Origin of the sequence: Pseudidiomarina sp. PP-1MA (assembly GCF_041200125.1) — a bacterium.
GTDB lineage: Bacteria > Pseudomonadota > Gammaproteobacteria > Enterobacterales > Alteromonadaceae > Pseudidiomarina > Pseudidiomarina fusca.
Genome location: NZ_CP165718.1, coordinates 1,118,267 through 1,142,527, shown reverse-complemented (window position 1 = coordinate 1,142,527; position 24,261 = coordinate 1,118,267). Strand labels below are relative to the sequence as shown.

Below are 24,261 nucleotides of genomic sequence, written 5' to 3'. Positions count from 1 at the left end.
TTTACACTCCTGAAAGTAATAAGTAGTTTGCTTCGGCAATCAATTTTTGGCGGTTGATGGCGATTGCTAATGCATCAATTTTTGCGTCGATTTCCGCAATCTGTGACCGTACCGCCTCGGCAAAGTCGCCATCATCATTGTTGTAGGCAGTCAATGCGGCTTCAGACTGGGCGGACATTTGTGGAAGTAGCTCTTCGTGATATAGGGCAGCACGTTCATTCAAACGGTTCAGTTGTAAAAACGTACTGCGTAAATTGGCTATTAACTGCCTGGCAACCAATAACTTCTCAGTTTTTTTTGCTTCCGTTTTAAACTTTGCTGAGCGTACCTGCTTATCCTGTTTGTTATCAGTAAATAAAGGGACATCGAACGTAACCCCGACTGACAGCAAGTCGGCACGGTCATTGCCGCTTGGATCGTCGTTTCTATGGCCATATTTCAGATTGGCTGACCATTGCGGTTTATAACCTTGCTGAGCGAGCTCGACAGATGTCTCCGACGCCAAAATGTCTTGATCGGTCGCTTGCAAAACCGGGTGTTCTTTTATCAATTCGTACAAGGCTTGATTCGGTATTGTCGAAGGTGATAGCAATGTCTTCTTCAGCGTAAGACTCGGAAGGTCATCCGGTAACCTTGATTTCGCTATAACACCTATCCATTCCGACAATTCGCTTTGAAGTTGCTCCTCTTTTTGTCGCAGTGACGTCAACCTATCATCCAGGCGTGTAAGCTCAAGTTGGGCTCTAATAACATCTTGCTGCCGTGCTTTTCCCTCGGTACTGGTATAACTCGCCTTAGCCGTCGACACTAACTGTTCAAAAAGCGCTCTATCCGATTCAATCAAGCGAATACTTTGCTGAGAGAAAAAGATATCTAACCACAACTTAGTGACCGTTGTTTTGACTTTAGCAATGCGATCCGCTCTCAAAAACGGTTGTTTTTGAGCTAATTGGTTTTTCTGCTTACGAGACAACGATAAAGTGTCTCCTCTGGGAAATGCTTGTGAAACACCGACGACTAACTGGGCCATCCCTTCCTGTCTTGAACTAAAACTGTCAACAGGGAAACTGGCAGCCGTGAATGATATTGTAGGGTCAGGCAAACTGGAAGAGGCTATCGCTTCACTCGCGAATGCCTCTTGGGTTTGCTTACTTGCTGTTAGCCAAGGGTCTTCTTGTACAGCGATACTCACTGCGTCTTGCAAATTCAAAGGCGGCTCTTGCGCATTTGCAAAATTTGGCACCACTACAGTCAGAACACTTAAATAAGCCATTCTTCTTAAAAGTTTCATATTGTTACTCTCAAAAACTGTGAATTTCTAAATTAAACACAGACCAAGTTATGAGTCGGACCGTAACGAGGACGACGAACGACGTCGTAACGACAATGACCGAACCAAAGCTTATAGCTGTGCTTTTACCTGGACGATAAACGCGCCAGGAGCGAGAAATTTAGTACTTTTTAAGAGTAGATTGGGGGCCGAAATAGCGAGAGAGAGTGCTTTTCTTTAATATTCGTATCTAAGAATGAGGAAGCGTTAAAAACCAGCTTATCAATAGGCGGAACGGTGGATTGCTCAGAATAAACGACAGTAATTGACGGGCTGTAACAATGACGCATCATTGAATCAGAGCAACAGTTATCGGTAAGAGAATGTGACACTTCGCAATCTGCAAGATCGCAAACTTGCTCAGTAGGATCGTGCATACATGCCTTTTCCGTACTGATAGTTTGTGAAAATGACATTGTTGTTACTGCTAATAGCAGTAGGGCAATGATTAAACGATACATGCGAAGGTTCACTATAAAAACATGCTTGCATTGTATCTCTTTTGGCTGATAAAGATCAATCAATTAAAGGAAGTATCCATAACGAGGTAGTCAATCCAGGTGGCGATACGACTACTATATCACCACCCAGATTTACGACTAACTTAGGCGATTTTAAAGTCTAAATACCAAAGTCATCGAACTTTATGCGTTCTCGCGGAATACCAAAGTCAGCAAGAGACTTTAACGTTGCTTCTAGCATCGGCGGAGGACCACACACGTAAATATCTAATGTTTCTTTGTTTTTGCCGGCCAACCACTTCATTGCGGTTTCGTGCACAAAACCAGTTGGTCCAGTCCAGTCATCCGACTTGGCGCTCTCAGAAAGAACAGGTATATAAGTTAACCGCTCTTCTCTTTCAAACTCGTTTCTATAACAGAGTTCCTTTTGATATCGAGCACCGTAAAAGAATATGCAACGACGAGGAGAATCTGCTGCTAATTCACTTTGTATTAACGCTCTTAACGGTGCAATACCCGCGCCGCCCCCGATGAAGACTTGTGTATGAGAGTTTTGCTTTGCCAGTTGGAAGTCTCCAAATGGCCCAACGGCATCGACACGAGCGCCAGCTTCTAAATTACATAAGTAATTTGATCCCACCCCCGGCGGTACCCCTTCGCTTGGCGATGGCAGCAGCCTTATGTTAAATACAAACCGAGTCGGGTGAGGCCGCGTAGCAACCGAGTAGTGCCGTGACAATATTTCGTTTATATGTGGAATACGGAACTGCATAAATTGCCCGGCTTCATATCTAACGGGGTCTGAACTTACAAAAGTAAGCTCCATAATGGATGGAGTGAGTTGCCGCTTTGAATCAAGTGTTAAAGCAATATCATCGACTCCGACATTATGCAGCTTAACGTCATAATTGGATGACGTTCTGTGTTGACAAGATAGGCGCGTTCCTGCTTCTAATTCGTTGGCGCTCAATAACGCTTTATCAGCTGCTTTCGGGCTGGGTATATTGCTGCCTTGCAGTGTCACTTTACATAACCCACAGGTACCGCCTCCGCCACAATTACTCGCAATTGGTTGCCCTTTCTGCTGAAAATATTCTAGCCACGTTTTCTTACGTTTTGGATTAAAGTCACCGTCAGTAATATTTCGGCCTAAGAGAATTAAACCGGATAATGAAAACCAAAGAGCGAATAATCCAGCACTCCATATCAATAGATGATTAAAACTTCGACCGCCCGTGTAATCCATAAAGTGCAGACGAAACGCCCAGTCAGCGATTGTCCATGGCGTATTACGATGTTCCACAACCCGGGATGACGCTTCATCGATATATATTCGGGTATTAAGATCATCCTCGATATCAATGCGGAATCCTGAGGCATTCCAGCCATTCACTTCATCGCTTCCCTTGACTCTTTCAACCCTTTCAACCTGGCCCGGTCCATTGTAGCTATTCAGCGCTAGCTGAGTCGCCAAAGCTTGGTCCGTAGACCACCGTTCACCGGTATCTGCGTTGAAGTAAAGCAAACGTCCATCTGGCAGAGACACCTGATACTGACCTACCCCGGCAACACTGACCAGTTCAATGGAGTGAGCTAAGGGGAATCGTTGATGCATTTCAGTAACATCGATTTGAGGCGCTATTTTTTTAAGTGGGGGTTCAGAGTTTTTTGAGACCATATATTGGTGGCCTGACATTCCGTGATGTCCGGTTAAGCTAAAAAATAACCCACTCACTAGCCACAAAGCGACTTGAATCACTAAAACCAAACTCACCCAACGATGAAGCCATTGCATAAACCTTATCATTGAGCACCCCCAGTCGATTTTCTTTTAAACGTAATCGTATAAAAAAGCAGGACAGTGCCCGTTATCATTAAAATAAACGTACCGATAATAAAGCCCTTTAACCACCAGGTCTCGATATCCACACGCTCGTCGTAGTCCATTATGTGTAACATCCAGGCGATATCAAACCCCCGCCAAAACGTATGTCGCTTTACCAAAAGCTCCCCGGTCGTTTCAGATAAATACAGACTGGTATTACCGAAATCGTCATAATTTACCTGCCAAATCGGTAACAAAGCACCACTCACTTCTGTTGGTGGGTTATCAGTCATGTAAACGACCGATTCAATAGCGTCGGGATCCTTCGTGTAATATTGATTCGCTAACTCTTTAATGTGTTGTTCGGTTATATCAATACGCTGCAGCGACTCCGCATTAACTAAAAACGCTCCCTCGTTCCTCTCTATTTTATACACCGGCTGTAACTTCTGATTCAGCCATACGCTTTTTAACGACGTTTTTCGTGTTTCTGGATAGCGGCTCAACAGGTCATTTAAGCTTGATATTTCAACACCTTTCGGTATTGGCTGGCTTATATCCTGAACTAAGTGATCACCATGAATATAATCCAAATCGAAGAATACCATGTAAGCGCCACTGATTGTCCAAACAACCATTTGCAGGCCAAAAATCAAAGATAGCCAACGATGCCAAACTCGCCAGCTACTGGAGCGTTTCTTTTGAGTCATACCCTACCTCAAATTTAATAAAACAAACCTGCCGCTACCAGGGAAAAGCGACAGCCAGTCTAGTCTTTAAAAGCTGTAACGTACCTTCAGATATAACTGACGGCCTAACAAGTCATATGTCATAGTGTCAGTATTGGCGTCCGTCCAACTTTTAAAATAAGCTCTTCAAGATGACTAGAAAAGCTATAAAAAAAGTTGTCCACTTTTTTCAAAATAAAAATGATTTTTCATTTTTAATGAATTTTTACCCTTTTCTGATTATTGATGCTTTTAATCTTTTGCCGACTATAATGCGTACACGAATACATAACTTTTACGTAAGGAACTTGGCTATGAGTCAATCAACTAAAAAAGCCACGCTTTACAGAATGTCGACACCTGACCACCAATGCCCTTTCGGTTTAAAAACCCGGCACTTACTTAAAGCCAACGGTTACGATGTGGACGACAACCTACTGGAAAGCCGCGAGGAAACCGACATATTCAAGGAAAAACACAACGTCGATACCACTCCACAAGTGTTTATTGGTGATGAACGCATCGGTGGGTACGAAGAGGTTCGAGCCTTTCTAGGAAAACCTCTTCCTGACCCTGACGCAACCAGTTACCGACCGGTTATTGCATTATTTATTATGACAACGCTCCTCTCTGTAGCCACGTCGTGGCTGTCTTTTGGTCGCGCATTTACCGTACAAACCATCGAGTGGTTCATCAGTTTCTCTATGGTGGTTCTGGCCTTGCTCAAACTCCAGGACGTAGAGAAATTCTCTACCATGTTTCTCAATTACGATCTTCTCGCCAAAAAATGGGTGCCTTATGGCCGTATTTATCCCTATGCCGAAGGCTTGGCGGGTCTGTTAATGGCAGCCGAATTCGCCCATGTCATATCCATACCCGTCGCATTATTCATCGGCATCGTAGGCTCTATATCGGTGTTTAAAGCCGTTTATGTCGACAAACGCGAGCTAAAATGCGCCTGTGTCGGTGGCTCCAGTAATGTGCCGTTAGGCTTCATTTCACTCACTGAAAACCTCATGATGGTCGCTATGGCTGTCTGGATGTTTTTTACAATGAACTAGAAAAAGAGCGCTATGCGCTCTTTTTCTTAACGCTTTTTACGTAAAAACAAAATCTCACCAGCGGCAATCAATGCCATACCGATAAGAGACGCCCAAATAACCAGCGGATCGCTTGTCCATTTCACCCATATAAAAGCGGCTAAAACGATGACATCTAGCGTGATTGCGCTGACAAGTATGTAAATATTGGCATTCACCTTTTGCCTTAGATGCCGTAATACGCCCCAGTGGATCGCAATGTCCATCACGATATAAAAAATAGCGCCCAGTGACGCAATTCGACTCAAATCGAAGAATGCCGCTAAGATCATAGCCATAACAATGGTGTAAACCAGCGTATGCTTCTGAATGGAACCTGGCATGCCAAAATGACTGTGTGGAACAAGCTTCATATTGGTCAACATGGCTAACATTCTTGAAACGGCAAACGCGCTGGCAATCACTCCTGATACCGTTGCTACAATTGCAAAAGCGACCGTCACCCATAGTCCGGTCTCGCCATAGACGGGTCTGGCTGCTTCAGCAAGCGCGTAGTCTTTCGCTTTCACAATTTCATCTATGGACAGGCTCGAGCCAACCGCCAGAGTGACCAGAAGGTATATTAACGCGCAGATAATAAGCGAAATAATAATGGCACGCCCGACATTTCTCTTAGGCTCAACAATTTCACCGCCACTATTGGTTATTGTTGTAAACCCTTTGTACGCAAGTATGCTTAAAGCAATCCCCGCTAAAATACCGCCACCCGTAGCTTCTTCTGGAATAGCCGATATCGATTCAAACTGAATGCCTGAGGCCCACAAACCACCAGCCGCTAAAATGACCAACCCTAAAGTCTTAACAAAGGCCATAAAAAACGAGAACGTTTGAATAAACTGATTACTCAAAATATTGATAAAAAACGCAAAGACCAGCAAACCCACCGCCAACAAAGGGATAAGCCACTGCGCTTCAAAAGAAATTAACTGGCTGGTATAAGACGCAAATGTCCGAGCGACTAAACTTTCATTAATGACCATAGAAAAGTACATCAAGAGTGCGAATATCGCCGTCACACTTCCTTTTCCATAAGCTTTACTGAGGAACATCGCAATACCGCCCGCTGACGGATAGGCTTTCGCCAACTTAACGTAAGAGTAAGCGCTAAAGCCGGCAATGATACCGCCGCACACAAATGCCAGGACAAACCACTCTCTTGCCAGCTGAGCAACTTGTCCGGTCAGTGCAAAAATACCAGCGCCAATCATCACACCAGTCCCCAGCGACACCGCCCCCCAAAGACTCAGGCTGCTTTTCTGATAATCCTGATGTCCGTGTTCATGAGCGTGTTCTGCCATAATCAGCTCCTGTGATTGAACTCAGTTGGACCAATGGATCCGGATGATTTTCCAGCCAGACTCAGTCGTATTTGATACGGTTACGGTTTCATTCATCGTTAAATCAACCTCACGCCCGTTATACTCCCCGGAAACGCTATACCGAGAAGTGATCACAGCAAGGCCATCGGCTTCTTGTACTGTCCTTTCAAGCAACTGTGAAGGAACCGCCTGGCTAAACTTAATATCTGACTTAAGGTGATGAGCACTGTACTCGGCCAAGGATCGTTCAACACCACCACCTTCAAAGATAAGCACATCATCGGAAAGCACGTCTTTAACGACCTCCGTGTCACCTTCAGTTAAAGCAGTTCGAAATGCATCAAGCACAGCGGTCGGCTCAGATAGTTTTTCGGCGCTACTGGGCGCTGAAATAAACATTACCGAAACCATAAAAACACTCACAAGTAATTTCATTCTTCTTATTCCTTACATTAACCGGGGGAAAACGCGCTGCTTAGCGCAGAGGCCAGGGTAAAAATAGTGACAGCCAATACCATTTCCGCCGTTATGGAGTTTTTGAGTCGCTTGGCGGCCGCGTTATCATTTAATTGCGGTACGAACTTTAATTTATGCAATGCGGCAACAAGGAGAATCAGCGCCACAAACACAAGTTTCGCTAGTAGTACCGTGTCATACGACGTAAGCGGCAGCTCTGGCATCCATCGCCCTGTTGCACTACGATACATAACCAAGCCCGCAATAAGGAGTATTGGAACCGCTGCAGACATATGCACACCAAAACGCTCCATAATGGCTTTCGCTTTAGCAAGCGGTACCGACGTTGCCAGCTTTCGCAATGAGTTAAGACTGCCGAACCAAACCCAAGCGACTAACAAGTGTGTTAAAAGCGCTAGCTTTCCCCACCAGACGGCGTCACTGCCGTGACCAATACTTAAGAAGCTCCATCCCATGAGTCCAATGGCGACAACATATAGCACCCACTTTATACGTTTTAGCTTAACAACGGAGTAAACAATCCAAGCAATAGCAACCGCTATCTGAAGTTGGATGAACAACCCAACAGGGCCGGTCCATATAAACTGCATGTAGGTCTTGTCAATCATGCCGGCAAAGCCTTCAGCAGCAAAACTACCGACTTTCAGAAAAAAATACAGAAGGCTTGCCAGTAATAGAAGCAACGCAACAAGGCTATTCTTTCGTTCAGACTGCTTTTTTAAACCGGACAAATAAACGATATAAGGCGAGGCGGTCATCACCGCGTTAAGCCAGAATATAAAGGCCAACGTTAAAACGCTGGCCACACTCCAAAGGGTCATCATTTCACCTCAAAGCTAAAATCACCCGATATTTTATGACTGTCCCCACCCATTGCCGTCCAATAAACCGTATAACCACCTGACGCCAAATTGTTTTTAACAGCAATTTCGTACGCTGCTTTGGGAGTCATGCTCATCGAAAAGTCCAGCGGATGCATTTTACCGTCATCTGAGTGCAGCATAATTTTAGCCAGACGAACATCACCGGAAAAATTCATCGTAATTTCCGTTGGTGACTCGGACAAAGTCGCACCGTCCTCCGGGCTACTGGATGTTAGGCCGACGTGAGCGCTGGCCCATGCACTAAAAAATAACGTGGTACCGAAGGCTAACTTAAGTATGTTTTTCATGTTGTTTCCTCTTTGTTTATTATCAATTAAAACCAAACTCTGGCCCCAAGGACCACGCCTGTTTCTGTGGTGTCCTCTCCCATTCGTTTCATTTCATCTGCCGTGTTGCCTAACGCGCCGTTCCAATAAACACCAATGTAGGGTGCAAACTCACGACTGATTTCGTGACGATAACGCAACCCCACACGCAAGTTGCTCAAGCCACTTTGCCGTTCATATTTGTCTGAATCTGTCAGGTTGGCTGTAAACTCAATGCGAGGCTGTAAGTACGATGTTTGGGTGAGCTGCCACTCGTACTCAGTTTCGCTGACAAACTGGACATCACCTTCTTCGTTCACCATCAACGAGTTGTCCATTTCAAACCAATACGGAGCCAGCCCCATGAAGCTAACAACGGCATAATTTTCCATAGAGGCATTGGACGATAAGGAGCCTCGCGTACCAACACCGGCCTGAAACGACCAAAACGGAGACATCAGGTAGCCGTATAACAACTCAGCCCTTTCCAAGTCAGTGGGCTCTCCGTCATCTTGAATATTTTCCCCCTCACTTTTGAAGACAAACCGATGATAATCACCACCGTACCAAGCCATCATGTCCCAAACGGCAACGTTCTCTTCCTCGTCTGTTCGCGTTAATTCCAGCCGGTCAAATAATACCTGCCCGGTGTAATATTCTTTAACGGGCTCTGGCCAGCCTTCCTCTGCATGTCCCGCCATTGCCACTGCGGGTAAAAGTGCTGTAGTGAACAACAATGATTTAGCGTACATAGCCTTCCTCCTTATGCCACATTTACCACACGAAACATGCCCGCTTTCATGTGATAAAGCAGATGACAATGAAATGCCCAGCTTCCCGGTGCATCAGCGGATATCAGTAGTGACACTTTCTCGCTTGGTTTTAAACTAATGGTGTGCTTACGAGGACGAGGATACTGTCCATTTTCAAGTTCCATCCACATACCGTGTAAGTGGATTGGATGATCCATCATGGTGTCATTAACCATCACCAACCTTAAGCGCTCGCCGTGACGGAACTGCACAGGGCCGTCAACTTCGGTGTAGTTCTTCCCGTCAAACGACCACATATACCGTTCCATATTACCGGTCAAATGCAGTTCAATCTGGCGCTCTGGTTCCCGCTTATCTGGCCATTCTTGGGCGCCAATAAGATCGCTATACACTAAGACTCTATGGTCAACATTATCCAAACCTATGCCCGGTTCATGGAGACGACTGGTCGGATTCATAGCTATCATGGCGGCAGCAGCTCCGTGACCACCTTCACTATGCTCAATTTTAATGTTTTCCACAGGAAGCTCTTTTTTATGCATCATTTCATGATTCATATGACCGTCTGTGCCGCTCATATTCATCATACCTTTCTCTTCCTTATTTCCTGACATCGCCATGGCCCCCATTCCCATCGCGGCCATACCACGTTCAGGCACCGCGCGTAACTCAGGAACTTCTGCTTCAAGGCCAATTTCTGGTGTTAATGTGCCTCTGACATAGCCACTACGGTCAAAGCTCTCCGCAAAAATCGTATAAGCCTTGTTATGCTTTGGCTGAACAATGACATCATAGGTTTCAGCCACTCCGATACGAAACTCATCAATAGACACAGGCTTCACCGGTTGACCATCTGCCGCCACTACAGTCATCTCTAGACCAGGAATACGTACATCGAAATAGCTCATCGCAGAGCCGTTGATAATACGAAGTCGCACTTTCTCACCTGGTTTAAATAATGCTGACCAGTTCATTGCTGAATCGCGACCATTCATCAGGTAGGTGTATGTACTCCCTGTCACATCAGCGATATCGCGAGGACTCATCCGCATTTGTCCCCACATTTCTCTTTGCTTCCAGGTTTTCTCTAACCCATGCTGGCGCACGTCCTCGAACGTCTCAAATATCGTACGCTTTTGGTAGTTATAGTAGCCTTCCGCTACTTTCAAATTACGAAAAACCTCATTTGGATCTTCGAATGTCCAGTCACTTAGAATAATTGTGTGTTCACGATCAGCGCCTATATCTCCGTCTTTTGGGTCGATAATCAGCGGACCTAAGTGCCCCAGTTGCTCCTGTAAACCCGAGTGGCTGTGATACCAATAAGTGCCATTTTGCTCAACGTCGTAGCGATACTTATAAGTTCGCCACGGCTTTATACCTTCAAATGAAACCCCGGGTACGCCATCCATATTTTCAGGCAAAATTATCCCATGCCAGTGGATTGACGTGTCTTCAGATAGTCTATTGGTCACATTTAGCTTGGCTCGCTGCCCTTCTTTTAAACGAATCAAAGGGCCCGGCATTTGGCCATTGATGGTTATTGGTGTTCCTACTTTATTTCCCACGAGCAGTGGGGACTTTGCAATGGTGAGATCAATCTCATCGTTTGTCAGGATCTGATCTTTAAAACTGCGTCCCTGAGGAGCAGCCCAAGTTGGAGCTACTTTGGCGATTGCTAAAGCAGACGCCATAGTGAATGCAGATTTAATAAACTTTCGACGCCCTTTGTTAAACTCATTGCTCATTATGACGCTCCTCTTTTGAGGTTAAATTTTGATAACGTTGAACGTCCTGTTCCTTATCAGACGGCTCATCAGAAACCGATGATTTAAACCCTTTAATCGCACTACCAAGATCGGAGCCAAGGGTTCGTAGCTTTTTGCTACCAAAAAGAAGGATGACAATAACTAGTAAAATTCCTAACTGAACCATACTCAAGCCGCCAAAACCCATATCTAAAGCCCTCCATTTGAGAGTGCTTGCTGCTGCTCTAAACTTGCTATCTGCTTATAAGGTGTAATTGAACCGTCCTCTTTGATTTCATAGACCGTATACGGTTGAAACCGAGTACCCATTTCCATACCAACAGACCCTACCGGCATGCCAGGAACAGTTAATCCAATGCCATTGGCCGACTTTTTCCCAGCTAAATAATGAGAAACCAATGTAGGAGGAACGTGCCCCTCAAAGACATAGCCATTACTAGAAATAGCGGTATGACAGGATTGGACCTCGGCACTAATACCGGCATCACGTTTTCGTTGGGTCAAGTTGTTCGGATGTTGTACGGACACACTAAAGCTATCGGGTAAAGCTTGTAACCACTTTTCACAGCAACCGCAGTTGGGATCTTTTAGAACGGTTAGTTGCTGCTCTTCTACATCGGTTGCAGATACAGACACGGAAAACAGCATCGCCAAAACAGCGATATTGCGTTTGATAGACATAATTATTCACCGATTAATAAGTTTTAAGGAAACACGCCGAGCGTGTGTTAAATTTCTAGTAACTTATTAAGCGGTAATTATTGGGGGACGGAATAAATTAGACGCGTGTTTAGCACGAATTGAGGTGTCGATGGTCGCATCGACTTTGGCAGAGAGGTTAACTACAGCGGCATTAACCGAAGAAGACTGTCCGACAAATAAAACCGAGCCGCCGGAGCAATGCCGAATGGTCATGTCAGCACAGCACGAGTTGTGCTTTTGCGTCTCATGCTCGCAATCGTTTGTGTCGGCTTCGTACATCATGCTGTGCTGCATTTGGCTGTTATCATGACATGCGTGAGCTTCTGCCGTTTGCGAAAACGACATCGACACCAATAGCACTGTCATTAATAACAGAATTCGAATTAGCACGAGCACCCTGCTTTTTGCAATTTAATAAACTTCAGTCTAACGTCATTTTAGCGCATGTCAAATAATAATGATGAATCACGAAATGTTCGCAGGTATGGGCTTTCTATGGATGCTGATTGTGGGAGCTATTTTTATTGTTCCCGCATGGCGTATCTGCCAACGAGTTGGCTACCCTGGTCCATTGGGTCTTCTGATTGTTATCCCTATCGCAAATATCATTCTTCTTTACTTTATAGCGTTCGGCCCATGGAAAAATGTTGATAAATAGCTAATTCACTTTAACCAAAGCAACAAGTATAGCTTTTCATCTCTGATCAGAAGCACGAATTTATTTGCCACTACACGTTCACAAGTTGCAGACCACTATAGCTATGTTCAACGTGTTAAGCGAGTATTGGGCATAGCCAAAAAGTTAAAAGATTCATTTGTGAAAAAGCTTTCAATCAAAAAACTAAAGCTGAAGTTTTAGTAACAAGGTAAGTAACACGCTTGAATCTTAATATTTTTTATCCACTATAAAACAATAAGTTATTAGATCTTATCGATTCCGCCTCCGGCACCATTATTGATAAGGCCTCGCTAGAAATAGCGGGGCTTTTCTTTTTCTGGCTTTGTACCAGATTTGTACCAGTTGTACCATCCACATTGCCCGCCACCCGTTTCAAATGATGACTCGCAAGGTGAGCGTACCGCAGTACCATCTCATACGATGACCAACCGCCAAGCTCCTGCAGCTCTTGTAAGCTTGTGCCGCGTTGATTGAACATGCCAGCTTGCCCATGTATGGGCGTAAATCGTGCCAACGAAAATTTTCAATACCCGCTCGTTTTAACGCTGCATGCCATGCTTTGGTTGATGTGCGCTCAACTGGTTTGCCTTGATACACAAAACAATAGTGAACATCGTCGCCCTGCACTTCTTGCAACACCGATAAAGCATCGTTATTGAGTGGCACGTTTATCGCCTTTCCTGATTTTGATTGATCAGGATGAATCCACGCAAAACCACGTTCTAAGTCCACTTGATCCCACCGTAGATAACTCACATTCGACTGACGCAAACCTGTAGCCAGTGAAAATTGAGCCATCAACCGCAGATGCTTAGGTAACTCATTCAATAAACGTTGTGCTTCATCGTGTAATCCCCCCGATTTTTCGGGGGATTACACATTGGCTGTAGGAAAAAGATTACGGATAAAGTTAGCTTAGTATGTGCTCGTTGATTTAGCCTGCAAGGTTAACGTTAAACCAAGTGCAGATGCCACCTTAGCGATAGTTGAAAATGTCGGATCTCCATCAGATTCCTCCACGCATGCATCCAAATATGCTTGAATGGCTTCGTCATTATCGAGGTGTTGTGTGTATGTAACTACCCCGGGGTTTGTCAACTGCAGTTAACAACCTGTGCGTTGACACGAGGTTTGAAGAGTATGGTTAGTTGGTAAAAGTGGCAAACGTAATATTGTGTAGGATAAAAACTTAATAGTTAAAATTCGACGAAGCTATGTCCGCTGTGTGCCATTAAGAGACATTCACTTAGCTCTTACAACAACTTTGGCCTTCTTGAATTGGTGGGCATTTCACTGTTCCATAAGAGCAGTATACACAACAATCGCCCTTCAAAGGCTTTAGGAGAACTTTGCAAGATTCACATTCATAATACCACTGGCAAGCGTTGGTTGACATTTCTTCGGTTTTACTGAAACCGCACTCAGGGCAAGTAATGGTAGAATTTAACTCTATACCTCGCATGTTTGCTCCTTCAAAGGTTTAACAATGTCCAATACGGACATTACAATCATCAAACAAATACCCACATAGAACAAATAAGTGCTCCAGTCATATTGCCATAGTGGATAGAGGGTTAACAAAACAGCTATAGGCCCAATAACTCCAAGAGTACCTCTCGTATGATTTTGGTTTTTATACCAGTTATACAAATTTACCAACAACGCCAAAGTTGCAAATATAGGTAACAAGGTATTTACAGCAATCCCCTCAAAGTGAGAGAGAAAGCCTAATCCCAATGCTGATGCTAATGAACCGAGAGCAGGGAAACACCCCGTACAACTGAGGGCTGCAAGCCAAACACCACCTGAGCCAACTTTATCTAAAATCTTATTAATCATTTTTAACGCCTAACATTATTTGAATGACTTGAGTGTAAACTCCGTAGATAGGTACGGAGTCAATGCTATTTTAGCGAATCGATTATTGGGCAGTGAGATTGGTCGTTATTGTTGCGGCATGAATTAGTCATTTCTTTTATGACGACTTCTAAGCGTTGAAGGTCAGCTATCTTACTTTGAATTAAGCTCAGTTTCTGCAAACCTAGAGATTCAACTTTGGCACAATCGCCATCCATTGACATCAAAGACGCTACTTCCTTTAGAGTAAAGCCAAGTGCTTTAGCCTTACAAATGAATTGTAATTGCTTGGTGATTGAGTCGTCATACACACGATAACCATTTTGAGGTTTTTGAGGTTGTTTTATCAAGCCTTCTCGCTCATAAAAGCGTATAGTTTCTACGCCTAAACCAAGTTCTTTAGCCAACTTGCCTATTGTTTTCATCGTCTAACCACAAAATCAACTTTAATCATGACATTAGTATATCAATACGAAGTAAAATTGCTCGAACTACCAATGACTGGTTTTCGCTCATTGCTGACCTTCGGCTTTGTGCCAACAGCGGACGTTTACAACGAATAGCTAAGCGGCGGCCCGATAGGGCCGTCCGGTGGACGGCCGCAAGGCCGGGAACGAACTTGAGCGACTGGTTGGATGTCTACGTCCCCGGCTCCGACACACTTTCTGTTACGAACAATCTATTGCCCAGCATCTCAAGAAGCGTCTCAAGATTCATTAGCTGTTCAAGGTGCAGTGCTCCCGGTGGCGCTGAGGAACTTAACAAGTACTCGGCGACGTGCGCTGCGACACGGCCAGTCACATCGGCTTCGCCATCTCCGGTAAGGGTGAAGCGGTTCGGGCACTCATTGCCGCCGATAGCATCCACCTGAACGGCGAATTGAGTCCCACCCATTGGCACCCAGTGAGAAAGTTTTGAAATAGTGTTAGACCAACGCCATAGAGGAAGAACCGACAGGAGCTGCGACTTCGCGAGCCACCAAAGAATTCTGGTAACCGCTCGCGAATCAAAACACAACCAGGTGTTTACGCTCTCGATTCCGAGCGTCGCTGGTAATGTATGCTGGTCCGAGAAGTCGAAGCGGTACCCTGTCCGTCGGCCGAATGGCTCTGGCATTGTGGTCGATAATCCTTCACAGAACGCACTCACTTCCTTGCGGGCACCATCCGTTTTTACGGAGAACTTATGCCCAAATTGCTTCAAGGTCCACTGGATCGCGGCTGCACCGTGGCTTTCACCAAGGCCCAGTAAGACGAAAATATCAGCACGTTTCAGCGGGCCCAAGCGCGATTGAGCATGGTCTACCAGTAAGTTCGTCAGACCCGGAGCGACACCAACACTAAAAACCGCCGTCGCATTTGCAGACTTCGCCGATGAGTCCAGGGTTTGTAGTTGACTGATCACATCGGCTGTAGCTGAAACATCTACATAATGCACCGAGTGGGTCAGGCACTGTTCCGCCACTGCAAAGTTATTATGCTCTACGCAGTTGACGACCACGGAGGCTCGCTTCAGAAGATCTCTATAGGTGCTCGGGTCAGTCGTATCCAGCTGTGCTGCTTCGGCCTGTTCGCCGAGTCGCTGTGCCATATGTTGAGCTTTGTTAAAGTCACGGCCGGCAACAACAATCCGACAGTTAAGTGCAAGTGCTTCGCATACTGCGGCCCCAACGGCGCCATACCCACCGAGCACGACGACGGTTTCTTTTTCGTTAGCTCTATTCATCAGAAAGCTCGACAAGCCAATCAATCCAACGCAAAGCACACGGGTGACGACCGCGCAGCGGTTGGCATCCCAGCGGCCGCAGGCCGCGAGTGCTGCGCCTTGTTATACGTGCTTTAGCTAAAATATCATTTAGCCACATAGTGACAGCCCCATTTTCGCGCCGAGGCTAGTGCAAACCCAAAACTGACTATTGAAAATACGGCTTGGTAATACATATGTTTTTCTGGCTGAAAAAGTACGGCATTTGCTATAGACACAAGAAAACCGAACGCTGATACAAACCATAAAAGCTTAATAGCCTGATCATAATGCCCATTCGATACGATACCACTATGCTGCTGAAAGCTTAAAACGAACGAAGTCAGCTTGTAAGTTAACCATACAAAGAATAATGAGATTATTGATATGAAAATTGCACCTGACACTTCGTGGAACAGTACGCCCCAAATTAGAGCGATTGAAGACCAGACAACCGGAAATAGAAATCCAATATTATCGGTTTTAACCAAGTATTTTGACTTAATTGAAAGTTGCTCCAACTCAGTACTCCGAAAACGTATAACGCAAAGCACACGGGCGGAAAAACGCGTTAGCGTTTGACGTCCCAGCAGCCGCAGGCTGCGCGTGGTGCGCATTGTTAAATGGCATTACCGGCATAAGTCTGAATACTCGCTAGACCGGTGTATTGTAATACCGCATTGCTGCTCTTTATAAAGAGAACAAGCTACGTCTTTAACGGTAACTACTGGCCTTGTTTTTGGTCCAGTAAGCTGAACCATCACTTCTGCATTTGAAACTCCGGTATTAAGATGAACATTATTTGCAAGTAAGCCTATAAATGGCGGCTCACTTACTTGCGCATCATCGTCCCATAATTCCCAAACTTTATTGAAGCTATTGGGCGAAACCTGCACCCAAACACCTAAGCAGTATTCGCGGCCAGTATCATGTATTGGCAAAGGCAATACACAACGTAGATAAAAATACTCATCATTGCACACCACATAATCGTTTGTGTACTTGCAGGTCGAATCTCTTTCTTCTTCATCCATAGAAGCAATGTCATCAGGCAAGCGATACGTGAGTTCAACATCAGTTGCCGGAACCATTTTTTCACAACATGGGCACTTTACTAATTCTTGCGACATAACTTCCTTTGCCATTTAACGCCCGCAGCACGCGCGGCTTTGTAGTGGAGGCGAAGCCGCAACGAAAAAGGCGTCGCCGTGCCTGCGCTTGTTAGCTTTTTTCACAGTTCTGCTTCCACTCTTTAAACAGCGATTTCACGGCTTCGCTGACTTCGCTACGAAGATGTAGATCATGTGCTTGTAGCTCATATTCATAGAATATGGATTCAAAATTAATTGTTTGTTTGCAGCTAAAGCTGCCTGCCGATTCAGAGCAATGGCCTATATACCAGTCCGATGGAATAGCTTTTCCTGGGTTCTTCAAAGGCGCAGATCGAACAAGGTGCCACATAAACAGAGGCTCGTGATACTCATAAACACGATAAAACGGCAGGCTTGGGTCTTTTTCCACATACACGGTATCTCTTTTGTCGTAAACGTTCCAAGCGGCTTCAGCCATTCCATTAGGATTGCCAATCTGTGAGCTTGCATATGCCAACCCCATTAGCTCATGCTCAAAATCTACCCCATTACTGTTGATATGGCTTAATGTGTATCCCGAAACCTTAGCCTTAATATTTTGAGCTGGGATGTATATCAATTCTTGACCATCCGAACTATCGAGCTCGTCAGCGATAGGTGCAAGAAATGCTTTCATAAATGAACTATCCGGTGAAAAACTAGATGGATAGCAAATTTTAGTGTCATCTAGTCGCACTTTTCTAAGGCTTTCGGCATAAGTAACTTGCGAGCTAAAAATCACCAAGATAAAGAGATAAAACTTCATACTTCTCCTGAAAGCTAACGCCCCAATATGCCGACGAAACGAGCGCAGCGAGTTGAGGTCGGAATAATTGGCTTGTTAGCTTTCACTTCTACCAACTTGTTTTGCTATTTGCCCACTCAAAGAAAAATGAACCTCGATGTCTGTTGGGTTAATATTGCTAATTTTATATTCACCACCTAACAACCAAGGTTGTATTAAACTATATATTTGGCCGTTAGATAATACTTTGCCAGATTGAATTAAATCACCGACCATTTGTATAGCAAAACATTCAACAACAAATTCTTTGTCTGATAGAAGTTCGTTAAACTGTTCAGGTGACTCAGCTACCTTAGAAAATTCTGCTCCGCCAGTATCTAACCACCAAACTTCTCTATTTTCGACATGCTGTACAAATGCGTCACCAGACGCTGACATCAGAATTGGTAAGAATTTACCCTCTAAAAGCCACTCCCAATCACTGAGTAAAGAGTCTCGATTTAGATGAGAAAAATTTACGGTTAAATCATTCAGAGTCATCGACACTTCCTGTGAAAGCTAACGCCCCGCTAAACGGCGAGCGTTAGCGAGTCCGGTGGAGGCCACGCTTTTTGTGGCCGGAACGAATTTAAGCGGTTTGTTAGGCATTTTTTTGCTCCAGTTTTACACCCATTGTCATGGGGGGAAAGACATGCCTGATTATAATTCTGCATTTATTCACTAGAACAAGGATAATTTCATTTACAGCGCCCTCACCCAAGTAATCTGTTTGAATTACTTCATCAACTTTCATCGGAAGGCACGAAGCATTGAACGGCGACTGACAATTTACTGACTCAATTTTTTCCAATGACAACGCCATCCCGGGATACCGACCAGCAATCCCAATTTCACATGGTTTGACCAAGAATATAGTTTGATCATCAAATAATAAATTAATGTCATAACAAATCAGAAAACCTTCATTAGTATCGTCTTGCCAAGCAGCATGAACCTTCTCATGGTTTTCCCCAAGACGAATTTCAACAAGGTATTTGCTATCTAAACTAATCTTTTCGTTCATGGAAATGCCTAACGCCTGCAGCAACGGCCGCAATGGAGCAGCGAAGCTGCGGAATGGAGGTCCAGCCCCGAAGGGGCGATGTTGCCTGCACTTGTTACACGTTGCGGACTATTTAAAAACACCGTTATCTCCTGCCTGCGCAAAGATATTGCCAAACCTAAGCTCTTGCTCTGTGAGCTGATATGGCAGGAGCACTACAACAGAGTAACCAGACTCATGATCTAGAGCGATTGCTATAGCGTCTGACTTTTCGCCGGTTTCTGGTAACGGGACACGGACATCATAGACTAAGGCGGTGGCTTTATATTCCCCTGACTGTGCTGCTGAGATGAAGGCCTGCTGAAGCATTGAGATAACTTCAGATGATGGAGGGTGCTCATCACCATCGTAAGCTGCAACACTAACTATTTCTCCGGATGGCGTCATTGCACCTCCGTAGGGGAAGAACTCACCATGCTGGGCTAGCAGCTGCTCTGCCAATGGCAATACGGCATCCATGAGTTGTTGTGATTCGGCTTTCCCTTGCTCCATGCTGCCTCCAAAGCAAAATGTTGAAAATAATAGGATTAATGTAGCGATGCTTAATTTCATAGTGACGTGTAACGCCGTGCGCATGCGCGCGAACTTGTGAGCGTCGCAGGGGCCGCAGGCTCCGAATGCCGCACTTTGTTAGGCGCTGGGTTTAAAAACAAAAACATAATGTGCTACCTGCAACGGATCGTTTTTAAGTGAGTCTGTAGCGGCATTAATGCTGGGCTGATTTCCAGCAGAAAATGAAGCACAAAAATCCGTTATCGGTTGCCGCTTACCGTCTGGAAATACAGCAAAAGCATCGTAGCCCAGAAAGATAAAACCATTCCCATAAATTTGTTTTATCACATCAACTGCATTCGTTCTGGCAACTAAACACTCCCGTCCAAACATGACAAACGGTATGCGCCAGCTTAGGAAAATTTCAGCCTGACTCATGGTTACCGCCTAACGCCCAAATTTAGCGCGGAAAGCCGCGCAGCGGGTTGACGTCGCAGCCAGCGCTGTTTGCTGGCGATAATATTTGCTTGTTATGTGACGATTGCAAAAGCCACCACCACTAGACAGATTAACAAAGCCCACGGGAATGGCGATGCCCACCAACTTAAGCTCTTTGAACTTGAAGCTTTGGCATTCTGCCGCCACAGCTCTTTTGATTCTTCAGTTTGTTTGTACTTTTCTCTGAGTTGAGGCCCGGGGAAAATAAATAACGTCACGCCAAAAAATATCGCATACCATCCCGAACTAAACTCATTAGGCGAATAAAACAGCCTGAACACGCCAAAGCTTATAAAGGCACACCCAATTATAATTTCAGACTTTGTTGGTAATTTCATCTTATCGAGTCACATAACGCCCGCCAGCAACGGCAAAAGCTTGATGGCGCTTTGTTGCGCAGTTTGCAAAAAAAGTGACTGCAAGTTTTTGTCCGATTTGACTGGCCTTGTTAGGTGCCAGATATGCTTCCACTGAACTTAAAACTAACCTGATAGCCATTGCCGCCACAGTAATCTCCGTATTCAACTATTAGCTCTGCATTTTTCAATAAGCTGTTGTGATAAAAAAGCCCGCCCAATTTAGCATCAATGCCATCTTGGCGCTCTAGATGAGGGAAAAACAGAAGATATGGTGTCTCCTTGCTTCCCACAATCACCACCGCTCCCTTGTATTCTTGTCCTCTGTATAACACAGGAACGGAGAATGTGTACTGATAGCCGAATTCACCTGCTTTGAAAGGAAAGAAAACTTCTTTTGAAATAACGCGATTTGCCTCGTTTGAACTGCATCCGATAGATGTTGCTTCCGCAAGCATTGAGAAAAGGCATAGAAGCAAGATGGTTGCACGAAGTTTCATGATGGCACCTAACATTTGTATATTGTGCGTGCGCGTTTAGCAACTCGTCCAATTGATGTTTTTCAGCTCTTAACTTACTGAGCAAGCAGGCATTCCTAACTTGAAAGAATCCGAGTTAGCACAGGCAATTTGAGCATGCTCACTTACACTCTAGCGAGCGCACGATATCCAATCTTTGTTTTTTGTTATGTCATTGACAGTAAACGACTTAAATAAAAAACACAACAGCAAAACGCGCAATATTCCCAAAGTGAATGTGCCGTGCATCGCTAGCGACACCGACACTTACTAATAACGGGCGGCTAGTCACTAGTTGGATTAGGCCGAAAATCATAAGGTCTGCTTTTCGCTCAAAGCTGACTAACGGCAATATAAGCAATATTTCTAAATTGCCCTGAGCTCTGCTCTCATTTGCTGCATTAGCTTGTTGCCGTTTCTTGAGTTTGCCGCCCCAGCTCTTTTAGCTCCGTTTGATATTGTTCTGTGCGTTGGTGATCTTGGGCGAGAGCTATTTCTGTAAACTGCCCCATAAACTCATGCGCCTTATCCATTGAAGTTTTTGTCAGAGCCTCCAGCTTAGAGAAAGTATCAATCATTTCATCTGTCGCCGTTAGCTTCAAACGGTTGGACTCAGCTTGAAGCTTCAGTACATCGTCGAGTCCTTCCTGCATTAGCGCTGAAACTTGGCTGCTGAACCACGTTATTACCCGATGCTCTTGTTGCTTTTCGCCTGACTTTGTAGCAGCAAGATAATCATTCAGATACTTATCAAAGATCGGGCGCATGCGGGCTGGGAGATCCACCTGATGCTTCCTTCCGAATGCATCTAAATTAGCCACGTAAGTCTCGTATTGGTTTGCCTTGAGTTCAAATACTTTCTTTCGTCTTTCGGCTTCCAAACTCAAATCAATTCGCAACTGAGCCATTGCTCTGTCATGGCTTTGCTTATTGAAATAAATAAACACCACCCACAAAACATTTATCAGACCAACCGCCCATGCGAAATACTCTGGGTTCTCTTGTATTGCTGTGTAAATCGCTGACATGAATATCCTTTCAGATGTTTCCTTGCATTTGAGTCGATTTCCAGTAAAAATAATCAGGTAAGGATGAAGAACGTTTCGATTAATAGCCCGTCAAACTATTAGTCATCGAATAGGCGCTCTAAATGGGCGCCTATTCAAATCACCCCACCCAATATGCAACCTTTCAAATTGAAAATTTACTAGCCTATTTATCTTTTTTAGGCCAATAAATCATTGCCAGACTAATGGCTACAAATAGCACTGGTGTGATCGTCATAATAATTGCTTGGGTTGTTGTCATAGAGCCCTCTCTGTTGTCCTGTAAGACAATCATATAGTTATCTTTTGCAGTATGCACTTGCGTTAAGCACGTCGATTGACGGCATGTTAACTGTCAATCTTCACAACTCATCAGGCTATCTCACCAACACGCATTTCATCAATCAACTTAATCAATACATTGCGACCATAGGCTGTTTGCATTAAAAGCCGAGGTTGTGTTTGCTCTAACGCTCTCGCCTCACTATCTAGCCACATGAGCAATAAATCGCAACGGCCATCAAAAAATGACAGTAATTTACACCACGTTCTCACAAAATGAAGCAACGTATCTGATTGCGAGGCGTTCAATTTTATCTGATTTGCCACTTTTAGCTTAACTGTACGCTCAGTCAAACCAAGCGCACCGATAATGAGCGGCATAGGAATGAAGTGTTGTAGCGAGTCAATCACGCAAGCATTAATCCCCTTTCGCAACTCTTGCTGCACCTTGGGTACCGGAATCGCGATACTTGCGCAAGAACGACCTTGAGCAAGTTCAACAATCCATTCGCTTAATGAACTCGTGTTTTCTTCCGCTGATGCAGTGTTCATTCAAATCCCTCAACCTACCTTCTGCAAGATTGTAGCGTCAATTTCAAATTATGTTACTCATGTTAACCATAGCATCAGTTTTTACGACTGAATTAACTGAGTATCAAATGGAGAAATCACATGGGAATTATCATCTCGGTTGCGTTTGCTGTCATGGTTATTGGCTATCTACTTGGTAAGGGAGACGTTGCTGCAAAACGCTCACCAGACTTGCTCGCTCCTGAACCTATCAAAAAAGCTAGTAAGCAGATTAAAGATACGAACACACGCCCCTTAAGCGCAGAGCTGCGGGGGTTACACGATTGTGATGATGAGCCAACACCGCACCGTTGCCAGTTTTGTTGGAGAAGTCACCGCACCTTTCACCACTCATGTCACCACTCAATGCTGCACGACGACTTACTCGACCCAACCAACCTGCTCTCGCCATTAAATCCAGCAAATAGTCATTCAGTGTTCGATGACGACATATTCACCCGCAGTATGAGCGATGACGATATCTTTAACATTAGTATCCATAACGACTCACTCAGCTCATTTGACTCACATAACCCATTTGATTAAAAGCCCTGAAGCCCCCCTATTTTCATGCTCTGCCAATCAGTAGCGCCAAATTCAAAACATGCTAGCGTGGTTACGCATTAATTAAATCAACCAACAAGGAGCCACAACGATGCACCACTCAAAAACCGTTTTCGATAAGGCGTTCGCGCATGCTGAACACACCAAATGCCTGTTTGATATGGAGCATCAACTAATTGCTTTGGTCGACAACCACCAGCAAATTTTAGGGGTCCTTCAGTTCGAGCTACGCGATGATAATTACGCGCAAATCGAAACCCTAGCCACTGCCGCCGAGAAAAAGGGTTATGGCTACCGGTTGTATCTAACCGCGCTTGCAGCGCTTAGTCCTGGAATGCAGCTTATTCCTCAAGCTTGCCAAGATAGTGATGTTTGTTTGGATATTTGGTACAAGTTTTACATGGAGCCAGACATCACCAAGACATCGTTAAACGGTACCAAGCATTATCGATTTGATCGTGATGCCACCTATTCTCACGAACTGGCCGGCCTTAACCCCGATATTATTTGTGAGCAATGGGGGGCTTGGGAAATCACCGACGATATTTATACCCATGTGAAATCCGGTGAATTGAATCCGCATCCATCGAATGTATCCTTTACGCTGCCAGAACGACGACGCGCACACATTGCTAAAACGGTAACGCCCTATGTATTCACCGCAGCACAGATTGACGCTTTGAATAAGTGTTTAAGTTTGGATTATGAAAGCCTTGGAGCGCCCGCCGCCGATATTCTGCGACAAGGCGTGTCGTTTCCAGCGCCCGGACAACTCGTAAGTTCGGCACAGGCGGCCTGAAGGGAGTGATTGATGACTAATCTTCAAGGTTTTTTTGTGTTGCTCGCACCGATTTTGGCGCTCTTTATCGGCTATTTGATCGCGTTTAAATGGAACCCTCATAAAGATAAAGATAAGTCGGACGATTAAGTGCTAGTGGCCCTAATTATTAACCTTAAATGGCATGACCGATACAAACTCAAAAGCCGCTCATTTTTAATGGGCGGT

31 protein-coding genes and 1 pseudogene are annotated in these 24,261 nt (G+C 44.8%); 3 read left to right on the top strand and 29 right to left on the bottom strand.

Annotation, left to right across the window (positions count from 1 at the left end; translation table 11 throughout):
- Nucleotide 1: 1 nt before the first annotated feature.
- The 3 genes from AB8S08_RS05485 to AB8S08_RS05475 all read right to left on the bottom strand — a co-directional run bounded on the left by AB8S08_RS05485 (nt 2) and on the right by AB8S08_RS05475 (nt 4,326).
- A complete protein-coding gene (locus AB8S08_RS05485; RefSeq protein ID WP_369744039.1) occupies nt 2-1,291 on the bottom strand; it encodes a TolC family protein in 1,290 nt (429 codons plus the stop codon).
- Nucleotides 1,292-1,951: 660 nt separating this feature from the next.
- Nucleotides 1,952-3,586 carry a PepSY domain-containing protein gene (locus AB8S08_RS05480; protein ID WP_369744038.1) on the bottom strand — a complete coding sequence of 545 codons (1,635 nt, stop codon included), beginning with the start codon at nt 3,584-3,586 and terminating at the stop codon, nt 1,952-1,954.
- A gap of 8 nt (nt 3,587-3,594) precedes the next feature.
- A complete protein-coding gene (locus AB8S08_RS05475) occupies nt 3,595-4,326 on the bottom strand; it encodes a hypothetical protein (RefSeq protein ID WP_153827119.1) in 732 nt (243 codons plus the stop codon).
- A gap of 332 nt (nt 4,327-4,658) precedes the next feature.
- Between AB8S08_RS05475 and AB8S08_RS05470 the strand changes: the two genes are divergently transcribed.
- Entirely contained in the window at nt 4,659-5,405 is a 747-nt protein-coding gene (locus tag AB8S08_RS05470) for a MauE/DoxX family redox-associated membrane protein (RefSeq protein WP_369744036.1), read from the top strand.
- Nucleotides 5,406-5,431: 26 nt separating this feature from the next.
- Here the strand turns inward: AB8S08_RS05470 and AB8S08_RS05465 are convergent, their stop codons facing one another.
- The 26 genes and pseudogenes from AB8S08_RS05465 to AB8S08_RS05340 all read right to left on the bottom strand — a co-directional run bounded on the left by AB8S08_RS05465 (nt 5,432) and on the right by AB8S08_RS05340 (nt 22,673).
- Nucleotides 5,432-6,742, bottom strand: a complete 1,311-nt coding sequence (locus AB8S08_RS05465; protein WP_369744035.1) for an APC family permease — start codon at nt 6,740-6,742, stop codon at nt 5,432-5,434.
- 21 nt (nt 6,743-6,763) lie between these two features.
- Nucleotides 6,764-7,198, bottom strand: coding sequence for a DUF4440 domain-containing protein (locus AB8S08_RS05460; RefSeq protein ID WP_055437789.1), 435 nt, complete (start codon nt 7,196-7,198; stop codon nt 6,764-6,766).
- A gap of 17 nt (nt 7,199-7,215) precedes the next feature.
- Nucleotides 7,216-8,064, bottom strand: coding sequence for a copper resistance D family protein (locus AB8S08_RS05455; RefSeq protein WP_369744034.1), 849 nt, complete (start codon nt 8,062-8,064; stop codon nt 7,216-7,218).
- A complete protein-coding gene (locus AB8S08_RS05450; protein ID WP_011234483.1) occupies nt 8,061-8,411 on the bottom strand; it encodes a copper resistance CopC family protein in 351 nt (116 codons plus the stop codon). The genes AB8S08_RS05455 and AB8S08_RS05450 overlap by 4 nt, the downstream gene beginning before the upstream one ends.
- 26 nt (nt 8,412-8,437) lie before the next feature.
- Entirely contained in the window at nt 8,438-9,181 is a 744-nt protein-coding gene (locus AB8S08_RS05445) for a copper resistance protein B (protein WP_110076776.1), read from the bottom strand.
- A gap of 11 nt (nt 9,182-9,192) precedes the next feature.
- Nucleotides 9,193-10,950 (bottom strand): copper resistance system multicopper oxidase, encoded by a 1,758-nt coding sequence (locus AB8S08_RS05440; protein ID WP_369744032.1) that lies wholly within the window; start codon nt 10,948-10,950, stop codon nt 9,193-9,195.
- A complete protein-coding gene (tatA, locus tag AB8S08_RS05435; RefSeq protein WP_290654276.1) occupies nt 10,940-11,158 on the bottom strand; it encodes a twin-arginine translocase TatA/TatE family subunit in 219 nt (72 codons plus the stop codon). The genes AB8S08_RS05440 and tatA overlap by 11 nt, the downstream gene beginning before the upstream one ends.
- Nucleotides 11,159-11,160: 2 nt before the next feature.
- Nucleotides 11,161-11,652: a DUF411 domain-containing protein gene (locus tag AB8S08_RS05430; RefSeq protein ID WP_034732809.1), complete on the bottom strand. Its 492-nt coding sequence runs from the start codon at nt 11,650-11,652 to the stop codon at nt 11,161-11,163.
- Nucleotides 11,653-11,718: 66 nt separating this feature from the next.
- Complete coding sequence (locus AB8S08_RS05425) at nt 11,719-12,063, bottom strand: hypothetical protein (protein WP_092842002.1); 345 nt, start codon at nt 12,061-12,063, stop codon at nt 11,719-11,721.
- Nucleotides 12,064-12,724: 661 nt separating this feature from the next.
- Nucleotides 12,725-13,189, bottom strand: a pseudogene (locus tag AB8S08_RS05420) (site-specific integrase); the annotation flags it as partial.
- Between the two features lie 78 nt (nt 13,190-13,267).
- Complete coding sequence (locus AB8S08_RS05415; protein WP_369744030.1) at nt 13,268-13,450, bottom strand: hypothetical protein; 183 nt, start codon at nt 13,448-13,450, stop codon at nt 13,268-13,270.
- A 148-nt stretch (nt 13,451-13,598) separates the two neighbouring features.
- The gene (locus tag AB8S08_RS05410; protein ID WP_072243337.1) at nt 13,599-13,814 is read right to left on the bottom strand and encodes a GDCCVxC domain-containing (seleno)protein; all 216 of its coding nucleotides are present in this window, start codon (nt 13,812-13,814) and stop codon (nt 13,599-13,601) included.
- The gene (merC, locus tag AB8S08_RS05405) at nt 13,802-14,191 is read right to left on the bottom strand and encodes an organomercurial transporter MerC (protein WP_034823179.1); all 390 of its coding nucleotides are present in this window, start codon (nt 14,189-14,191) and stop codon (nt 13,802-13,804) included. The genes AB8S08_RS05410 and merC overlap by 13 nt, the downstream gene beginning before the upstream one ends.
- A 65-nt stretch (nt 14,192-14,256) precedes the next feature.
- Nucleotides 14,257-14,634 carry a MerR family transcriptional regulator gene (locus AB8S08_RS05400; RefSeq protein ID WP_008950466.1) on the bottom strand — a complete coding sequence of 126 codons (378 nt, stop codon included), beginning with the start codon at nt 14,632-14,634 and terminating at the stop codon, nt 14,257-14,259.
- A 214-nt stretch (nt 14,635-14,848) separates the two neighbouring features.
- Nucleotides 14,849-15,934, bottom strand: coding sequence for a saccharopine dehydrogenase family protein (locus tag AB8S08_RS05395; protein WP_369744028.1), 1,086 nt, complete (start codon nt 15,932-15,934; stop codon nt 14,849-14,851).
- A 125-nt stretch (nt 15,935-16,059) separates the two neighbouring features.
- Nucleotides 16,060-16,473, bottom strand: coding sequence for a hypothetical protein (locus AB8S08_RS05390; protein WP_369744027.1), 414 nt, complete (start codon nt 16,471-16,473; stop codon nt 16,060-16,062).
- A gap of 108 nt (nt 16,474-16,581) precedes the next feature.
- Nucleotides 16,582-17,082 carry a DUF2199 domain-containing protein gene (locus tag AB8S08_RS05385; RefSeq protein ID WP_369744026.1) on the bottom strand — a complete coding sequence of 167 codons (501 nt, stop codon included), beginning with the start codon at nt 17,080-17,082 and terminating at the stop codon, nt 16,582-16,584.
- A 91-nt stretch (nt 17,083-17,173) separates the two neighbouring features.
- Nucleotides 17,174-17,848: a hypothetical protein gene (locus tag AB8S08_RS05380; RefSeq protein ID WP_092839476.1), complete on the bottom strand. Its 675-nt coding sequence runs from the start codon at nt 17,846-17,848 to the stop codon at nt 17,174-17,176.
- Nucleotides 17,849-17,923: 75 nt separating this feature from the next.
- Nucleotides 17,924-18,367 (bottom strand): T6SS immunity protein Tdi1 domain-containing protein, encoded by a 444-nt coding sequence (locus AB8S08_RS05375; protein ID WP_110077045.1) that lies wholly within the window; start codon nt 18,365-18,367, stop codon nt 17,924-17,926.
- 100 nt (nt 18,368-18,467) lie between these two features.
- The gene (locus tag AB8S08_RS05370) at nt 18,468-18,890 is read right to left on the bottom strand and encodes a hypothetical protein (RefSeq protein WP_153827398.1); all 423 of its coding nucleotides are present in this window, start codon (nt 18,888-18,890) and stop codon (nt 18,468-18,470) included.
- Between the two features lie 108 nt (nt 18,891-18,998).
- Nucleotides 18,999-19,421 (bottom strand): hypothetical protein, encoded by a 423-nt coding sequence (locus AB8S08_RS05365; protein ID WP_369742930.1) that lies wholly within the window; start codon nt 19,419-19,421, stop codon nt 18,999-19,001.
- A 138-nt stretch (nt 19,422-19,559) separates the two neighbouring features.
- Nucleotides 19,560-19,859 carry a hypothetical protein gene (locus AB8S08_RS05360; RefSeq protein ID WP_369744024.1) on the bottom strand — a complete coding sequence of 100 codons (300 nt, stop codon included), beginning with the start codon at nt 19,857-19,859 and terminating at the stop codon, nt 19,560-19,562.
- Nucleotides 19,860-19,951: 92 nt separating this feature from the next.
- Nucleotides 19,952-20,257 carry a hypothetical protein gene (locus AB8S08_RS05355; RefSeq protein ID WP_369744022.1) on the bottom strand — a complete coding sequence of 102 codons (306 nt, stop codon included), beginning with the start codon at nt 20,255-20,257 and terminating at the stop codon, nt 19,952-19,954.
- Nucleotides 20,258-20,367: 110 nt separating this feature from the next.
- The gene (locus AB8S08_RS05350; protein WP_369744020.1) at nt 20,368-20,775 is read right to left on the bottom strand and encodes a hypothetical protein; all 408 of its coding nucleotides are present in this window, start codon (nt 20,773-20,775) and stop codon (nt 20,368-20,370) included.
- 419 nt (nt 20,776-21,194) lie between these two features.
- Nucleotides 21,195-21,821 carry a hypothetical protein gene (locus AB8S08_RS05345; protein ID WP_369744018.1) on the bottom strand — a complete coding sequence of 209 codons (627 nt, stop codon included), beginning with the start codon at nt 21,819-21,821 and terminating at the stop codon, nt 21,195-21,197.
- 390 nt (nt 21,822-22,211) lie between these two features.
- On the bottom strand, nt 22,212-22,673 hold the full coding sequence (locus AB8S08_RS05340; protein WP_369744017.1) for a hypothetical protein: 462 nt from the start codon (nt 22,671-22,673) through the stop codon (nt 22,212-22,214).
- Nucleotides 22,674-22,793: 120 nt separating this feature from the next.
- On the opposite strand from AB8S08_RS05340, the gene AB8S08_RS05335 reads away from it, so the two are divergent.
- The gene (locus tag AB8S08_RS05335) at nt 22,794-23,237 is read left to right on the top strand and encodes a hypothetical protein (protein WP_369744015.1); all 444 of its coding nucleotides are present in this window, start codon (nt 22,794-22,796) and stop codon (nt 23,235-23,237) included.
- Nucleotides 23,238-23,346: 109 nt separating this feature from the next.
- Nucleotides 23,347-24,054 carry a hypothetical protein gene (locus AB8S08_RS05330; RefSeq protein ID WP_369744014.1) on the top strand — a complete coding sequence of 236 codons (708 nt, stop codon included), beginning with the start codon at nt 23,347-23,349 and terminating at the stop codon, nt 24,052-24,054.
- Nucleotides 24,055-24,261 lie beyond the last annotated feature (207 nt).

Coding starts and splice junctions, on each gene's coding strand:
- AB8S08_RS05485 (WP_369744039.1), bottom strand. CDS start 1,291: ATGAAACTTTTAAGAAGAATGGCTTATTTAAGTGTTCTGACTGTAGTG.
- AB8S08_RS05480 (WP_369744038.1), bottom strand. CDS start 3,586: ATGCAATGGCTTCATCGTTGGGTGAGTTTGGTTTTAGTGATTCAAGTC.
- AB8S08_RS05475 (WP_153827119.1), bottom strand. CDS start 4,326: ATGACTCAAAAGAAACGCTCCAGTAGCTGGCGAGTTTGGCATCGTTGG.
- AB8S08_RS05470 (WP_369744036.1), top strand. CDS start 4,659: ATGAGTCAATCAACTAAAAAAGCCACGCTTTACAGAATGTCGACACCT.
- AB8S08_RS05465 (WP_369744035.1), bottom strand. CDS start 6,742: ATGGCAGAACACGCTCATGAACACGGACATCAGGATTATCAGAAAAGC.
- AB8S08_RS05460 (WP_055437789.1), bottom strand. CDS start 7,198: ATGAAATTACTTGTGAGTGTTTTTATGGTTTCGGTAATGTTTATTTCA.
- AB8S08_RS05455 (WP_369744034.1), bottom strand. CDS start 8,064: ATGATGACCCTTTGGAGTGTGGCCAGCGTTTTAACGTTGGCCTTTATA.
- AB8S08_RS05450 (WP_011234483.1), bottom strand. CDS start 8,411: ATGAAAAACATACTTAAGTTAGCCTTCGGTACCACGTTATTTTTTAGT.
- AB8S08_RS05445 (WP_110076776.1), bottom strand. CDS start 9,181: ATGTACGCTAAATCATTGTTGTTCACTACAGCACTTTTACCCGCAGTG.
- AB8S08_RS05440 (WP_369744032.1), bottom strand. CDS start 10,950: ATGAGCAATGAGTTTAACAAAGGGCGTCGAAAGTTTATTAAATCTGCA.
- tatA (WP_290654276.1), bottom strand. CDS start 11,158: ATGGGTTTTGGCGGCTTGAGTATGGTTCAGTTAGGAATTTTACTAGTT.
- AB8S08_RS05430 (WP_034732809.1), bottom strand. CDS start 11,652: ATGTCTATCAAACGCAATATCGCTGTTTTGGCGATGCTGTTTTCCGTG.
- AB8S08_RS05410 (WP_072243337.1), bottom strand. CDS start 13,814: ATGCGAGGTATAGAGTTAAATTCTACCATTACTTGCCCTGAGTGCGGT.
- merC (WP_034823179.1), bottom strand. CDS start 14,191: ATGATTAATAAGATTTTAGATAAAGTTGGCTCAGGTGGTGTTTGGCTT.
- AB8S08_RS05400 (WP_008950466.1), bottom strand. CDS start 14,634: ATGAAAACAATAGGCAAGTTGGCTAAAGAACTTGGTTTAGGCGTAGAA.
- AB8S08_RS05395 (WP_369744028.1), bottom strand. CDS start 15,934: ATGAATAGAGCTAACGAAAAAGAAACCGTCGTCGTGCTCGGTGGGTAT.
- AB8S08_RS05385 (WP_369744026.1), bottom strand. CDS start 17,082: ATGTCGCAAGAATTAGTAAAGTGCCCATGTTGTGAAAAAATGGTTCCG.
- AB8S08_RS05380 (WP_092839476.1), bottom strand. CDS start 17,848: ATGAAGTTTTATCTCTTTATCTTGGTGATTTTTAGCTCGCAAGTTACT.
- AB8S08_RS05375 (WP_110077045.1), bottom strand. CDS start 18,367: ATGACTCTGAATGATTTAACCGTAAATTTTTCTCATCTAAATCGAGAC.
- AB8S08_RS05370 (WP_153827398.1), bottom strand. CDS start 18,890: ATGAACGAAAAGATTAGTTTAGATAGCAAATACCTTGTTGAAATTCGT.
- AB8S08_RS05365 (WP_369742930.1), bottom strand. CDS start 19,421: ATGGAGCAAGGGAAAGCCGAATCACAACAACTCATGGATGCCGTATTG.
- AB8S08_RS05360 (WP_369744024.1), bottom strand. CDS start 19,859: ATGAGTCAGGCTGAAATTTTCCTAAGCTGGCGCATACCGTTTGTCATG.
- AB8S08_RS05355 (WP_369744022.1), bottom strand. CDS start 20,257: ATGAAATTACCAACAAAGTCTGAAATTATAATTGGGTGTGCCTTTATA.
- AB8S08_RS05350 (WP_369744020.1), bottom strand. CDS start 20,775: ATGAAACTTCGTGCAACCATCTTGCTTCTATGCCTTTTCTCAATGCTT.
- AB8S08_RS05345 (WP_369744018.1), bottom strand. CDS start 21,821: ATGTCAGCGATTTACACAGCAATACAAGAGAACCCAGAGTATTTCGCA.
- AB8S08_RS05340 (WP_369744017.1), bottom strand. CDS start 22,673: ATGAACACTGCATCAGCGGAAGAAAACACGAGTTCATTAAGCGAATGG.
- AB8S08_RS05335 (WP_369744015.1), top strand. CDS start 22,794: ATGGGAATTATCATCTCGGTTGCGTTTGCTGTCATGGTTATTGGCTAT.
- AB8S08_RS05330 (WP_369744014.1), top strand. CDS start 23,347: ATGCACCACTCAAAAACCGTTTTCGATAAGGCGTTCGCGCATGCTGAA.